We start from the raw sequence: 14,528 nt of genomic DNA on the forward strand, positions 1-14,528 counted from the left end.
AAATTCCACCTGAGTTTTCTTTACAATAAGCGCTTATTTTTAAACTTAGGTGGGTGCGATGGCGCTGTGGCGATCGACTATGGTAGTCAGTGCAATGACCATGCTGTCCCGAATTATGGGGCTGGTCCGCGATGTGGTCTTGCTGAATGTATTTGGTGCAGGCAAAGAGTTCGATATTTTCGTGGTCGCTTTCCGCATTCCCAACTTTTTCCGACGCCTGTTTGCTGAGGGGGCTTTTTCCCAGGCTTTTATTCCGGTGCTGACTGAATATAAGACCAGTCGTGCCCATGCTGAAGTCCAGATCCTGATTAGCCGGGTATTTGGTTGCCTGCTCATGGTCATGTCAACGTTGACCCTGGTCGCGATGATCATCGCGCCCGCTATCGTCTATATTTATGCCCCTGGTTTCCATGGCGATGCCGAGAAGTTTGATCAGGCAGTGGAGATGTTCCGCCTGACCATTCCTTATCTGATGTTTATGTCGCTGACGGCATTTGCCAGCAGTATTCTGAATAGCTATGGTTCCTTTACCACACCGGCATTTTCCCCGGTGTTGCTGAATATTGCGATGATTGCCGGTGCCTGGTGGTTGACGCCGTATATGGCCGAGCCGATTATGGCGCTGGGTTGGTCAGTGGTCGCGGCAGGTGTGCTGCAACTGGCATTACAGATTCCGGAGTTATGGCGCAAAAATCTGCTGATTCCACCGAAAGTCGATTTTAAACATGAAGGGGTCGAGCGCATTTTAAAATTGATGCTGCCTGCTCTGTTCGGTGTATCAGTGACCCAAATTAATCTGTTGCTGAATACCATTTGGGCATCCTTCATGCAGGATGGTTCCGTATCCTGGTTATACAGTGCCGAGCGGATGACGGAGTTGCCACTTGGTTTGATTGGTGTGGCGATTGGTACCGTGATTTTACCGTCGCTGTCGGCACGTCATGCCGAGCACGATCAGGTCAAGTTCAGAGCGATGCTGGACTGGGCCGCACGGGTGATTATTTTGGTCGGCATCCCGGCCAGTATCGCCCTGTTTATGCTATCGACCCCGATTATCCAGGCCCTGTTCCAGCGTGGCCAGTTTACCCTTCAGGATACTGAAATGACTGCACTGGCACTGCAATGTATGAGTGCCGGGGTGATTTCTTTCATGCTGATCAAGGTGTTTGCTCCAGGCTTCTATGCCCAGCAGGATACCAAAACACCGGTACGTGTCGGTTTGATGTCGGTTGCGGCGAATGCGATTTTAAACGTGATGTTTCTCGGTTTCTTTAAACTGATCGACTGGCATGCCGAGCACATGGCATTGGCGTTGGCTTCTTCTGGTTCAGCCTTAGTGAATGCCGGATTACTCTATTATTATCTGCATAAACGGCACATTTTCCGTTTTGGCGGCCACTGGAAAAAGCTGATGCTGCAATATGGTATAGCCAATGTGACGATGATCGTTGCCTTGTGGTATGGCCTGAGCTGGTATAATGGCGAGGTATCACAATGGCTGCGTGTAGCTGAAGTGACCGGGCTTTGTGTCTTAGGTGTTGTGGCTTATCTGCTTGGTTTGTTGGCCACAGGGTTCAGACCTCGCCATTTAAAACACTAAGCAATTCAAGATGTAAAAAACACCGCATTGCGGTGTTTTTGCTTTAGGTGTTCTGATCCAGTTTTACTGTTGTACGACTTTAATCAGTTCCACATCAAAAATCAGCGTGCTATTCGGTTCAATGGCATCCCCTGAACCAATTTCGCCGTAGGCGAGACGGGCCGGGATAAAGAAGCGGGATTTGCCACCTTCTTTCATGGTTTGCAGACCTTCAGTCCAGCCCTCAATGACTTGACTCAACTGGAATTCCACCGGTTGTTGGCGCGCAATCGAGCTGTCAAACACGGTGCCATTGAGCAAACGGCCTTCATAATGAACTTTGACCGTGGATTTGGCACGTGGTGACTTACCTTGTCCTGCCTGTAACACCTGATACTGCAGACCAGATTTTGTGGTGATGACACCTGATTTTTTCGCATTTTCTGCCAAAAAAGCAGTGCCTTGTTTGGCATTTTCATCGGCACGCTGCTGGAATTCGACCAGTTGTTTGGCTTCAGTCTGGCGTTTGTATTCACTCAGCGCCTTGCCCATTTCCTCATCGGTTAAACGCGAAGCTTTGCCTTGTACCCCATCTTTTAAGCCTTCTAAAAAGGCATCCAGATTCAGGTTTTTTAAGGTGTCGGCATTATTGCGCCCCATCACATAGCCATAGCTGTAGCCAGCTTGCTCGGCTTGAGTACTTTTATTGTTTACACTTGCTGCAAAAGCACTTGGCATAGTCCCCAGAACAGCAAGAAAAATCAGGCTTTTTTTCATAAGCATTCTCAAAAAAGGAGAGCTTGCGCTCTCCTTGAATTTCGTTGTTATTTGACTTGAATCAATTCGACATCAAAGATCAAGGTACTGTTTGGCGGGATCATTCCCGGAACCCCTTGTTCACCATAACCGAGTTTGGCTGGAATATAAAGTGTCGCCTTACTGCCTTCTTTCATTAACTGCAAACCTTCAGTCCAACCCGGAATCACCTGATTTAACGGGAATTCGATTGGCTGGCCACGGTCATACGAGCTGTCGAAAACCTTACCGTCAGTGAGCTGACCTTTGTAATGCACTTTGACTGTAGAGGTTGCACTTGGCTGTTTACCCGTCCCTTCTCGAATGATTTTGTACTGTAAGCCAGAAGCGGTCGTTTTAACGCCAGGTTGTTTGGCATTTTCAGTCAGGAAGGTTGCGCTGCTTGATTTGGCCTGCTGTGCTTGCTGTACTTGTTTTTGCTGCATGTCTTTCTGGAACTGGGCGTACGCTGCTTGGAGTTCTTCTTCCGTATAGGCCGGTTTTTGTTTGGCATGGCCTTCACGGACACCTGTCACAAAGCTGTTGATATCCAGTTCTGGTGGGGTTTGCTGTGCCACTTCATAGCCAAGTGCATAACTGATTTTCGACACTGGAGCAGCATCTTTGCTCATTTTGCTGCTGGTTGGGGTAGCAGGGTGTTGCGTTGCGTAATACACCGGGATTAGGGCCACACCGCCCAAAATCACTGCAACTGCAACGGGTAAAGCTTTACTCATAGGTTTTCCCAAATTCGTATTATGGTAAATATTTGCTTTTGATCTTAGCAGAAACTGCTCTCAAGCATATCCTTCTATAACAGAAAACGCAGGATTTTTCTGTGCAGAATTTGTGTTGCATGTTTGATGTTCCAACAAAAAAGCCAGCGCGATCGCTGGCTTAAATTTGAGGTGAGGATTAATCTTTTTCTTTGGCTTTATAACTATAGGCATAGTTGTAGCCATAGCCGTAACCATATCCGCCCGCAGCACGTTGAATGTCATTCAGAATAAAGCCATTCACTTTAACGCCAGCTTGTTCAAAACGGTTCAGGGTGAGTTCAAGCTCTTTCATTTGGGTCTTGCTATAACGTGCAACGACTAAATTGACACCTGCGTATTGAGATACGATGATCCCATCTGTCACAGCCAAGACTGGTGGTGTATCCAGCAGAATATGATCGTATCGACCGCTTAATTGCTTTAACAGATCAGAAAACTGTTCTGAACTCAATAATTCAGAAGGATTACTTGGACTTTTACCACGTGTCATCACATCTAAATTGGCAACCTCTGTCGCCTGAATAATCTGTTCAAGTGAGTTTTGACCATTTAAATATTCAGATAGACCCGGTTGGTTGTCTCGATGAAAATATTTATGCAAATAACCGCGACGCAGGTCGGCATCAATCACCAGTACACGTTTATTGGCTTGGGCCAGAATTGCAGCCAAGTTACTTGAAATAAAAGACTTACCTACCTCAGGAGCAGGGCCTGAAATCATAATAATATTGTTTTTGGCTTGAGTGAGGGCAAAATGCACTGCAGTCCGCATGCTGCGTAAGCTTTCAATAGCAATATCATCACTGTGCTTAATTGCCAGCAAAGGCAAGGTCTTTTTCTTTTTCAGCAACTTAAGTCCACGTTCCTGAATTGGAGAGTGGGGTACAGCCGCATAAACCGGCAGATCCAGCTCGTTCTCGATCTGGCTGGCATCTTTTACACCCGAGCGCAGCATATTGCGCAACAAGGCCAGCAGCGTACCGAGGAAGCCACCGAGGAATAAAGCCAGAACCAGAACGATTAATTTTTTCGGTTTGATTGGTTTGATCGGTTCTACTGCAGTATCGACAATCCGTACATTGCCAATTTCACCGGCTTTGGCAACACGCAGTTGTTGGTAGGAGTTTAACAAAGAGGTGTATAACTGCTGTTTCACTTCAACTTCGCGGTACAGCTGCAGGTGCTGACGTTGCAGTTCGGGCAAACGTTTCAAGGTCCCATTCAGCTCGCCAATCTGGCTATTGATGGCGCCCAGTTGCGCATTGATTTCACGCATGGCCGGGTGTTCGGCGGTATATTTGGCGGCCATTTCCGCCTGTTTCTGTTCCAGCTCAGCCTTTTGGGTTTCCAGCTGGATGCTTTGGGTCAGGTACAGTTCCGATTCTTTGGTGACATCCACGGTATTGTACTGTTGACGGAACTGGTTAAAGGCCCGTTCGGCATCATCCAGCTGTTTTTTCAGGTCTGGTAACTGTTCATCCAGGAATTTCAAGGTCTGTGCGGTTTCTGCTGAACGACGTTCAATATTCTGCTGGCTGTAGGCCGCCAAAATGGCATTCAGCACCTGGGTAATGTGCTGTTTATCCTGTCCTTGATAGTTCAGTCCCAGAATACCGGTCAACTTGCCTTTTTCTGCTACCGAGTAGTTGGTCGCCAATGCATTGACCGCTGCCGGTAAGGACATTTTTTGAATCGCGTAATCGGCAGTCAGCTGATCACGGGTAAAAATCGCCACTTTCCAGGAGCCAAGTGCAGAATGGCTTTGGATTGGCTGGTTGAGTGTGCCCTGTAAGATGACTTCCTGGGTCTCGGGATGTGTCAGGCTAAAACTGTGTTGCTGAAATTTAAGCACCAGGTTTTTGTCCAGCAGTGATGCCGGGATCTCAAACTGGCGGATCTCAAAACTTTTTTCATCTTCTTTGAAACGCACATACTGCGGCTGGTACTCGGTTTGATACGTACGCGGCTGGAACAGGCGGTTGGTCAGTGTATCTTCGTTGCTGGCAATGCTGAGATCCAGATTCAGATGATGGATGACCGAACCCAGAATGAGCCGTGATTTCAAAATCTCGATTTCGGCCTGTGCCGGAGATTTCTGCTCGATCATTTCGGAAAGATCACCGAGCAGGGCAGCAGAGGCCCCTTTCTTGTCTTCGACCTGAACCAGTGCATCCACCGCATAGGTATCCGGTGTTACCCGTAAATACAGCAGGGCAGCCACCAAACTCAGGATGATGCACAGTGCGATCAATTTCCATTGTGCGATCAGGGAGAAAAATAATTCTTTTAAATCAATTGTATCTTCGGTAGAGGTGTTCTGGCTCATAATATGGCTATCAAAATTTAAATATAGTTTTTCCAGTCGGCAATACAGCGCTGAATCAGGGCACAGGTGTCATCAAAAACCTGCTGCTCCTGCTGGTAAGGATCGGGGATATTCTGGTCTTGCCAGTGTCCCAAACGGAACACCTTGCCTTTGGCAAAAGGCCAGGTCTGTTCCAGATGTTTCTGCTGGTTTTTGCTCATCACTAAAATCAGGTCGGCCTGCTTGATCTGTGTGGCATTCAGTTTTTTGGCGATATGCGGTTGCAGATCCAGGCCATGCCGTTGCATGCAGGCTTGGGCCTTGTCATCGGCGCCGTGACCGGTCAGCGCGGCAATGCCTGCCGATTCAATGTGTAAATGCGGATAATGCTGTTTCAGGAAATATTCCGCCATCGGGCTACGGCAGATATTGCCCACACAGACCACCAGGATATGCTGAATCTGCATTTAGTTACCCAAATCCGCTGCTGTATTCACAATGCTGGAGAATGGAATAATCTGGGTAACTACACGCTGCCAGCGGGTCAGGCCCGTGGCATCCACATAGACGATATCGTTGCTGCGCATTTTAAACTGGTTGGCCAGACCAAAATCACCCAGGCTGCTCAGGCTGAGATGATACAGTTCCGTGCTCTGGTCATTCGGATTGTTACGCAGCACATAAATCCGGCCGGCACTGGCAGACAGCGGATTAATCCCCTGGCTTTCCCCTAAGACATCACTTAAAGTCATACCCTGATTGCGCATCGGTAGCGCCTGATTCTTGCCAGCCTCACCCATCACATAAATTTTCTGGTTTTCTCGGGAATTGACATATAGCGTATCATTCGGCTGGATCAGCAGCTGATGCAGAGAAAAACCGGCTTTTTCCAGGGCAAGGGTATTCAGGTCATAGGTCACCCCATTGCGAACCAGCTGAATTGAAGTGGTATCGCCCTGTTCCGTGACCCCACCCGCCAGACCCAGCGCGGTATAGACACTGACCGGCTGATCATTCAGATAGAATTGTCCGCCCTGTTTGACATTGCCCTGAACCGAATAACGCTGCCCTTGATAGGCAAGTACCCGCACGATCACATCTGGCGTTTTCAGATAACGTGCCAGCTGGCCACGCAGTTCCTGGTTGATCTGTTGCAGGGTTTTACCCGCTGCCTTATAACGGTTGATTAGCGGGAAATGGATATAGCCGCTTTGGTCAATCTGGTAACCGTTGGCCTGGGCAGATTGCGGGTTAGAAATATTGTTTGCAGGGGGCGTAATTTCTGGATAGGCCCAGAGTTGAATCGATAAAATATCGCCCGGATTTAAACGGTAGTTCCGTACGTTATTTTGAAATAAAAAGGCATAATCTTTTTGATAATGAATTTGTGCAGGTTGAACGACAGGCAGGGTTTCCTGCGTCAGCCGTACCACGTTCACCTGGGTGCCTAGCTCGGTTTGGTATATGCCTTCTTGGGGTAAATCATAGGTTTGTAAGCCAGAAGTGACCGCACATCCGCTTATTGATATGCTGAAGGCCAAAATACATAAAAAGCGTGGATAGTTCACTCGAAACCCTATGTCTTATATTTGAAAAATTGCTGGTTTTAAAATTTGGTGGCTAGTTTACGTGATTAATGCGTCAAAATTATAACGGATTGTATAAGTTGTTTATAGCGCTTTATAACCAGCCCTGCTTTTTCTGTTATATTTAGCCGCGTTAAAACGGCCTAATTTTTCGTTCACTCTAGATAGACTGTCATCTCTGCAGATGACCCACGGTATGAAGGTTCCTTCCATGTTACAGCTTGGCGATTTAAAAATAGCAATCATTGGTTTAGGCTATGTGGGACTGCCTTTGGCCGTAGAATTTGGCAAGCAGGTTCCGGTTGTGGGCTTTGACATTTACCAGAAGCGCATTGATGAACTGAATCGTGGTCAGGACCATACCCTGGAAGTCAGCCCGGAAGAACTACAACAGGCGACCCAGCTGAGCTACACGGCACAGCTCGATGATTTAAAAGACTGCAATTTCTTTATCGTCACGGTGCCGACCCCGATCGATGATTACAAACAGCCCGACCTGACGCCACTGATCAAGGCCTCCACCAGTATTGGCCAGGTGCTGAAACAGGGTGACATCGTGGTGTATGAATCCACCGTGTATCCTGGTGCAACCGAAGAAGCCTGTATTCCGGTGCTGGAAAAAGTCTCTGGCTTGAAGTTCAACCAGGACTTCTTTGCCGGCTACAGTCCGGAACGCATCAACCCGGGCGACAAACTGCACCGCGTGACCAATATCCTGAAAATCACCTCAGGCTCTACTCCGGAAGTCGCAGAATTTGTTGACCAAGTCTATAAGCTGATTATTGAAGCGGGTACACATAAAGCTCCAAGCATTAAAGTCGCTGAAGCAGCAAAAGTCATTGAAAACACCCAGCGTGATGTCAATATCGCCTTGATCAATGAATTGGCGTTGATCTTTAATAAAATGGGCATTGATACCGAAGATGTCCTCAAGGCTGCTGGCACCAAATGGAACTTCCTGCCGTTCCGTCCAGGCCTGGTCGGTGGTCACTGTATCGGAGTCGATCCATATTACCTGACCCATAAGGCACAAGCGATTGGCTACCATCCGGAAATCATTCTGGCGGGCCGCCGTTTGAATGATGCAATGGGTGCCTATGTGGTGACCCAACTGGTCAAGAGCATGATCAAGAAACGCATTCAGGTAGAAGGCGCGAAAGTGCTGGTTTTAGGCTTGAGCTTTAAAGAAAACTGCCCAGATATTCGTAATACCAAAATAATTGATATTGTGAAAGAACTGCAAGAGTACCATATTGATGTGGATGTCTATGATCCATGGGTGGATGTGGCTGAGGCACAGCATGAATATGGCATTACCCCGGTACAGAGCCTGAATGCAGGCGTGTATGATGCAGTAGTATTGGCCGTGGCACATGAACAGTTCAAGCAGATGGGCGCTGCACAGATTCGTGCCTTGGGCAAACAGAATCATGTGCTGTATGACTTGAAGTATGTGTTGGCAGCGTCCGAAACCGACCTGCGGTTATAATTGCCAAGCCCTCCCATCCATATTTAGAGTCAGAATGTCATGAGCCCATATCAAACGATCTGCGAACAATTGCAACAAAGCCCAAAAACCTGGCTGATCACGGGTGTGGCGGGTTTTATTGGCTCTAATTTGCTGGAAACCCTGCTCAAGCTGGATCAGAAAGTGGTGGGGCTGGACAACTTTGCCACCGGTCACCAGTACAATCTGGATGAAGTGCAGAGCCTAGTCACCGCAGAACAATGGCAGAACTTCCATTTTATTGAAGGCGATATCCGTGATTTGGAGACCTGTCAGCAGGCTTGTGCTGGCGTGGACTATGTGTTGCATGAAGCTGCACTCGGTTCCGTACCGCGTTCCATTGCCGATCCCATCACCACCAACAGTGCCAACATCACCGGTTTTTTAAACATGCTGGTGGCCGCACGTGATGCCCAAGTACAAAGTTTTACCTATGCCGCAAGCAGTTCGACCTATGGTGACCATCCCGGCTTGCCAAAAGTGGAAGACCGTATCGGTAAACCACTTTCACCTTATGCTGTGACTAAATACGTCAACGAGCTGTATGCCGATGTGTTTGCTAAAACCTATGGTTTTAAAACGATTGGCCTGCGCTATTTCAACGTGTTTGGTAAACGCCAGGATCCGAACGGTGCCTATGCTGCGGTGATTCCAAAATGGACCGCTGCGATGATTCAGGGTGAAGAGGTATTTATTAACGGTGATGGTGAAACCAGCCGTGACTTCTGTTTTATTGAAAATACGGTACAGGCTAATATCCTGGCAGCCACTACACAAAATGATGAAGCCAAAAACCAGGTTTATAATGTGGCGGTCGGTGATCGCACCACACTGAATGACCTGTTTAATGCCATTAAAGCCGCATTAAATGACAATGGCGTGGCTTATAACAAAGAGCCGATTTATCGAGATTTCCGGGCTGGGGATGTGCGTCATTCTCAGGCAGATGTTAGCAAAATCAGTCATTTATTGGGATATGCTGCACAATTCCGGATTGCTGAAGGAATTGCTCAAGCCATGCCGTGGTATGTCGCACATAAGCACTTAGGATAAACACTTTGTGGCGCTCAAGCTCAACCTCGCGGTCAATTATCTTAGTCAGTTGTATAATGGCCTGATCGGCATCGTCGTGATGCCATTGTATCTGGCCTATCTGGGCGGTGAGGCTTATGGCCTGATCGCCTTTTTCACTCTGTTACAGTCCTGGTTTTATTTGCTGGATATTGGCCTGAGCCAAACCCTGATTCGCGAAACCGTGCGCTATAAAAGCGGCCAGTTGCAGGCAATTACCTATCAGAAGCTCTACCGCAGTATTCACCTGATTTTTTTAGCCCTCTCGATTACGGGTGTCAGTGCCTTGTTGCTGATGTCGCAACAGATTGCGCATTCCTGGCTGAAGATAGCCAGTTTACCTCTCGATGAAGTGATGACCTGTTTGCAGATAATGTTTGTCAGTATTGGACTGCGTTGTCTGGGTGGCATTTATCGCGGTGTGCTGCAGGGTTTTGAGAAGATCGTCTGGATCAGCAGTTTTAATATCATCCTCAATACCTTGCGTTTTATTGTGGTATTGCCGGTGATGTATTTCACTGAATACAGCATTCTGGTGTTTTTTAAGTACCAGTTAGCGGTGGCCATACTGGAGTTTAGTGTGCTGCTGCTGGCCCATCAGCGTATTTTGAAATTGATGCAAGCGACGAAAACCCAGCAAGCTGTCGATGAACCGGGTTATTTATCCAGAATTATTAAGTTTGCGTTGTTTTCCGGCGCGAGCAGCATGCTCTGGGTGTTTGTCTCGCAGTCGGATAAAATGCTGCTATCCGGCATCCTGCCTTTAACCGAATATGGCTATTTCTCGATTGCGATTTTGCTGGCCAGCGTGATTTATATGGTGTCGACACCGGTGAGCAATGTGATTCTCCCACGTCTGACAGCCTTACATGCTGAACAGCAGATCGAACGCTTAAATCAGACTTACCGACAGGTCGCGCAGTTTGTCACCGTGCTGGTGGGAACCATCGCGATTACTGTGTTTTGGAATGCGGAAACTATTATCCGTTTATGGTCGGGTAATCCTCAGCTCAGCAGCCATGTGGCGGATATTTTACGTCTGTATATGCTCGGCAATACCTTTCTGGCGCTGAACGCATTTACCTACTACATTCAATATGCCTTTGGTCAGGTCAAGTACCATTTCTGGGGGAATCTGTTGTTTGTCAGTCTGATGCTGCCGTTGATGTACTATGCCGCGCAGCATTATGGTGGCATCGGTGCAGGGTATGTCTGGATGAGCCTGCATATGCTGTGGTTTTTTAGCTGGACCCTGTGGATCAACCGTAAATTCCTGGAACATCCTTTGCGTTGGACCTGGTCAGTGCTGCAAATTCTGCTGGGCAGTTTTGCCTTTTCTTATGTGCTGCATGAAGGGATAGTCTGGTTGCAGCCTTGGCTGGGCAATGCCTTCCTGCAAGTGGTGCAGTTAATCGTTTTTGGCGGGCTGGTGCTGCTGTGTGCGCTCTGCTTTATTGCAGCATTCCGCACAAAAATGAAAACCTTGCTGAAATTGGGGCAATAAATGAAAGGACAGAAACTGGCATTTTTTATGCGCTGGGCGCAAGGTGGGGGTGCAGAACGTGTGATGATTGCACTGGCCAATCAGTTTGCCAAAGCGGGTTATGCCGTGGATTTTGTCTTTGTAAATGCTCAAGGCAAGTTTATTCAGGACTTGGATCCGCGTATTCAGATTGTGGATTTAAAGGCCAAGCGAGCTGCCTTTGGTTTCTGGCATTTCTATCGCTACTTACACCATCATCAGCCTGAAACCGTGATTTCTGCACTGAACTACATCAATATTTTTGCCCTTCTGGCCAGCCTGTTGATGGGATCAAATAAGCCGAAACTGATTATTACCGAGCATGGTACACTTGGGGCGACCAGTCAGGATCTGCAAGGTCGCGCACGTTTGGTGCCGAAACTGATGCAATGGCTGTACCCTTTTGCCCGGCATGTGGTGGCAGTATCCAATGGCGTGGCGGATGATCTGGCGCAGCAAATAGCGTTGCCCCGGCACAAGATCACCACCATTTACAATCCGATCAATTTCGAACGAATCGAGCAGTTAAAAATCCAGCCCTTACAGCATCCCTGGTTGGGGCAGGATATTCCGATTGTGCTCGGTGCTGGACGTCTGGTGGATGTGAAGAATTTTCCTTTACTGATCCAGGCCTTTCTTGAAGTCAGGAAAACTCGGCCTTGCCGTTTGGTGATTCTGGGTGAAGGCGAAAAACGTGCCGAACTGGAACAGCTCATACAGGCCAGTGATTATGCCGAAGATATTGCCCTGCTGGGCTTTAGTGACAACCCCTACCAGTGGATGACTCAGGCCGATGTTTTTGTGCTGAGTTCGCATAGTGAAGGTTTACCGACGGTGCTGATTGAAGCGCTGGCCTGTGGTGTGCCGGTGGTGAGTACCGACTGTCCACACGGACCCCGGGAAATTTTGCATGATGGTGCCTATGGCACCTTGGTGCCAGTCAATGATGTGCAGGCGTTGGCGCAAGCGATGACTGCCGTTCTACAACACCCTGAGCAGTATCAGGTGAATGCTCAGCCGCTATTCGAGCAATTCCAGCAGCAACGTGCTTTTCAAGCGTATGAGCAACTGCTGGATTAATTATCCTGTCGTCTGATAGGGCTGGGAATTTTGCTTTATAATGTTGCGCTCCTGCTGTGCCATAACGAGATTGCGCCGTGAAAAAAGTCTTGCATGTGATTACCAATTTTGCGGCGGTGGGTGGTGCAGAAATGATGCTGTCACGGCTGATTCAGGCACAGCCAGATTGCCAGCATTATGTGGTGGCATTAATGCAAATTAATCAGACCTATCATACGGCTTTACAGCAGTGCACAGCATATTATGCCTTGCACTGGAATGGTCTGAATACCCTGCAAAGCATTTTCAAGTTGCGTAGAATCATTCGGGATATTCAACCGGATGTGATCCAGGGCTGGATGTACCATGCCAATGTGCTGACGACACTCAGTACCATGGGTTTGAAAGTCAAACCACCGGTCTTTTGGGGCATCCATCATTCCTTGGCTTCACCCAAAGAAGAATCGCGCAGCACTAAAATTGCACTGCAACTCAGCCGTTATCTGTCCAGTTTTGCCAGCGGTATTATTTATTGTGCACAGTCTGCGTTGCAGCAACATCAGGCCTTTGGTTTTCGTAATTCGCAGCAATGTGTGATTCCCAACGGGATTGAAATCGAGCGTTTTCAGTTTCACTCTTTTGCTGAACATTCACCCTTAGAGGTGGGTTTCGCTGGTCGTTTTCATCCGGCCAAAGGCTATCCTTATCTTGTCGAAACCATTGCACAATTACGTGGCTATCCGGTGCAGTTTAAAATTGCGGGCCGGGGGGCCAACCTCAGTAATCCGGAGTTGATGGCCTTATTTGAACAGTATCAGGCAGATTTAACGCAGGTGGAACTGCTGGATCAGGTCGAGGATATGCCAAATTTTTACGCCTCTCTCGATGTGTTCCTGATGACATCCATTACCGAAGGTTTTCCCAACGTGCTGGTCGAAGCGATGGCCTCAGGCGTGCCTTGCATCACCACCGATGTTGGGGATGCCGGCCTGATTGTCGCAGATACCGGCTATGTGGTGCCGCCACGCGATGCTAAACAGATGGCAGCCTCGATTCTTCAGTATCTAGAACTGTCAGTGCAAGAAAAACAACAAAAGCAAAATAACGCTAGAAGCCGGGTAGAAGAAAATTTTACAATACAGGCCATTCGCCAGAACTATCTGCATGTGTGGAACATTGCCTAAATGAGCTTTTTGATTATCGCCAGTTATTTGCCATCGGTACTGAATTTTCGTGGCAAGCTGCTTGAAGCGATTGCGGCCAAAAACATTCAGGTGCATGTCGCTTGCCCGGATATGGACAGTTATGCCGAAGAAAAAGCCAAGCTACAACAGCTCGGTTATGTGTTGCATGATCTTCCGATGCAACGCACCGGGACCAATCCCGTGCGTGATTTGGAAACCTTGTGGGCTTTATTGCAGCTCATGCGTCAGATCAAACCGGATACCGTGCTGGCTTATACTATTAAACCGGTGATCTATGGCATGTTGGCTGCTTCACTGACGAAAGTGCCAAAACGTTTTGCCCTGATTACCGGATTAGGTTATGCCTTTCAAAATGTGGAGGCAGGTGCTCAGCGCAGTATTTTTCAGCGTCTGGTGCATGGGCTCTATGCACAGGCTTTAAAACATGCGAATAAGGTGTTTTTTCAGAATCCGGATGATTTAGCCCTGTTCCAAAAAATGCATTTGCTGAACCCCGCCGTACCCACAGTTGTGGTGAATGGTTCAGGGGTCAATGTCGCAGAATTTGAAGTGATGCCTTTACCTGAAGGGCTAAATGGTCAGCCTAAACCATCCTTCTTATTGATTGCGCGTTTGTTGACAGATAAAGGCGTGCGTGAATATGCTGAAGCAGCCAAGCAGATCAAACAGCAGTATCCTGAAGCAGAATTTCATCTGGTGGGCTGGATTGACGATAATCCGACCGCAATTGCCCAAGCTGAACTGGACAGCTGGATTGCCGATGGCCGTCTTCAGTTCTGGGGTAAGCTCAGTGATGTAAAACCTGCAATTGCAGCGAGCTCCATCTATGTGTTGCCCTCTTATCGTGAAGGGACCCCACGAACTGTTCTGGAAGCGATGGCGATGGGCCGTGCGATTATTACCACCGATGCGCCGGGATGCCGGGAAACGGTGGTGAATGGGGAAAATGGTTTTCTGGTGCCGGTGAAATCAGTTGAGGCTTTGGTTCAGGCCATGGAAAATTTTATGCAACAACCCGATTTAATACAGGACATGGGACAACAGTCACGGGCAGTCGCAGTGAATAAATATGATGTGCATCGTGTCAATGCGCACATGATACGTGAAATGGGAATGTAAC

The 14,528-nt window shown here is 48.0% G+C and carries 12 protein-coding genes; 7 read left to right on the forward strand and 5 right to left on the reverse strand.

Annotated elements, in window-relative coordinates; translation table 11 throughout:
- The first annotated feature begins 49 nt into the window (after positions 1-49).
- Positions 50-1,600 (forward strand): murein biosynthesis integral membrane protein MurJ, encoded by a 1,551-nt coding sequence (murJ, locus tag PAE54_RS00130; RefSeq protein ID WP_326517955.1) that lies wholly within the window; start codon positions 50-52, stop codon positions 1,598-1,600.
- A gap of 63 nt (positions 1,601-1,663) precedes the next feature.
- Here murJ and bamJ (PAE54_RS00135) read toward each other — a convergent pair whose 3' ends face one another.
- From bamJ (PAE54_RS00135) to PAE54_RS00155, 5 genes are all read right to left on the reverse strand, one after another.
- Positions 1,664-2,356: a BamJ family beta-barrel-assembly machinery protein gene (gene bamJ, locus PAE54_RS00135; protein WP_326517956.1), complete on the reverse strand. Its 693-nt coding sequence runs from the start codon at positions 2,354-2,356 to the stop codon at positions 1,664-1,666.
- Positions 2,357-2,403: 47 nt separating this feature from the next.
- Positions 2,404-3,111, reverse strand: coding sequence for a BamJ family beta-barrel-assembly machinery protein (bamJ, locus tag PAE54_RS00140; RefSeq protein ID WP_326517957.1), 708 nt, complete (start codon positions 3,109-3,111; stop codon positions 2,404-2,406).
- 178 nt (positions 3,112-3,289) lie between these two features.
- Complete coding sequence (locus tag PAE54_RS00145; RefSeq protein WP_326517958.1) at positions 3,290-5,479, reverse strand: polysaccharide biosynthesis tyrosine autokinase; 2,190 nt, start codon at positions 5,477-5,479, stop codon at positions 3,290-3,292.
- A 17-nt stretch (positions 5,480-5,496) separates the two neighbouring features.
- Positions 5,497-5,925 carry a low molecular weight protein-tyrosine-phosphatase gene (locus tag PAE54_RS00150; RefSeq protein ID WP_326517959.1) on the reverse strand — a complete coding sequence of 143 codons (429 nt, stop codon included), beginning with the start codon at positions 5,923-5,925 and terminating at the stop codon, positions 5,497-5,499.
- Entirely contained in the window at positions 5,926-7,026 is a 1,101-nt protein-coding gene (locus PAE54_RS00155) for a polysaccharide biosynthesis/export family protein (protein ID WP_326517960.1), read from the reverse strand. It abuts the gene before it with no gap.
- Positions 7,027-7,255: 229 nt separating this feature from the next.
- Between PAE54_RS00155 and tviB the strand changes: the two genes are divergently transcribed.
- The 6 genes from tviB (at position 7,256) to PAE54_RS00185 (ending at position 14,527) form a co-directional block, all read left to right on the forward strand.
- The gene (gene tviB, locus PAE54_RS00160) at positions 7,256-8,533 is read left to right on the forward strand and encodes a Vi polysaccharide biosynthesis UDP-N-acetylglucosamine C-6 dehydrogenase TviB (protein WP_326518077.1); all 1,278 of its coding nucleotides are present in this window, start codon (positions 7,256-7,258) and stop codon (positions 8,531-8,533) included.
- Between the two features lie 39 nt (positions 8,534-8,572).
- Positions 8,573-9,604 carry an NAD-dependent epimerase/dehydratase family protein gene (locus PAE54_RS00165; RefSeq protein ID WP_326517961.1) on the forward strand — a complete coding sequence of 344 codons (1,032 nt, stop codon included), beginning with the start codon at positions 8,573-8,575 and terminating at the stop codon, positions 9,602-9,604.
- A 7-nt stretch (positions 9,605-9,611) separates the two neighbouring features.
- Positions 9,612-11,126: a lipopolysaccharide biosynthesis protein gene (locus PAE54_RS00170; protein ID WP_326517962.1), complete on the forward strand. Its 1,515-nt coding sequence runs from the start codon at positions 9,612-9,614 to the stop codon at positions 11,124-11,126.
- On the forward strand, positions 11,127-12,224 hold the full coding sequence (locus PAE54_RS00175) for a glycosyltransferase (RefSeq protein WP_326517963.1): 1,098 nt from the start codon (positions 11,127-11,129) through the stop codon (positions 12,222-12,224).
- Positions 12,225-12,301: 77 nt separating this feature from the next.
- Positions 12,302-13,387 carry a glycosyltransferase gene (locus PAE54_RS00180; protein WP_326517964.1) on the forward strand — a complete coding sequence of 362 codons (1,086 nt, stop codon included), beginning with the start codon at positions 12,302-12,304 and terminating at the stop codon, positions 13,385-13,387.
- The gene (locus PAE54_RS00185) at positions 13,388-14,527 is read left to right on the forward strand and encodes a glycosyltransferase family 4 protein (protein ID WP_326517965.1); all 1,140 of its coding nucleotides are present in this window, start codon (positions 13,388-13,390) and stop codon (positions 14,525-14,527) included.
- The last annotated feature ends 1 nt before the right edge of the window (position 14,528 follow it).

This window comes from Acinetobacter minutum, assembly GCF_035916735.1.
Classification (GTDB): domain Bacteria; phylum Pseudomonadota; class Gammaproteobacteria; order Pseudomonadales; family Moraxellaceae; genus Acinetobacter.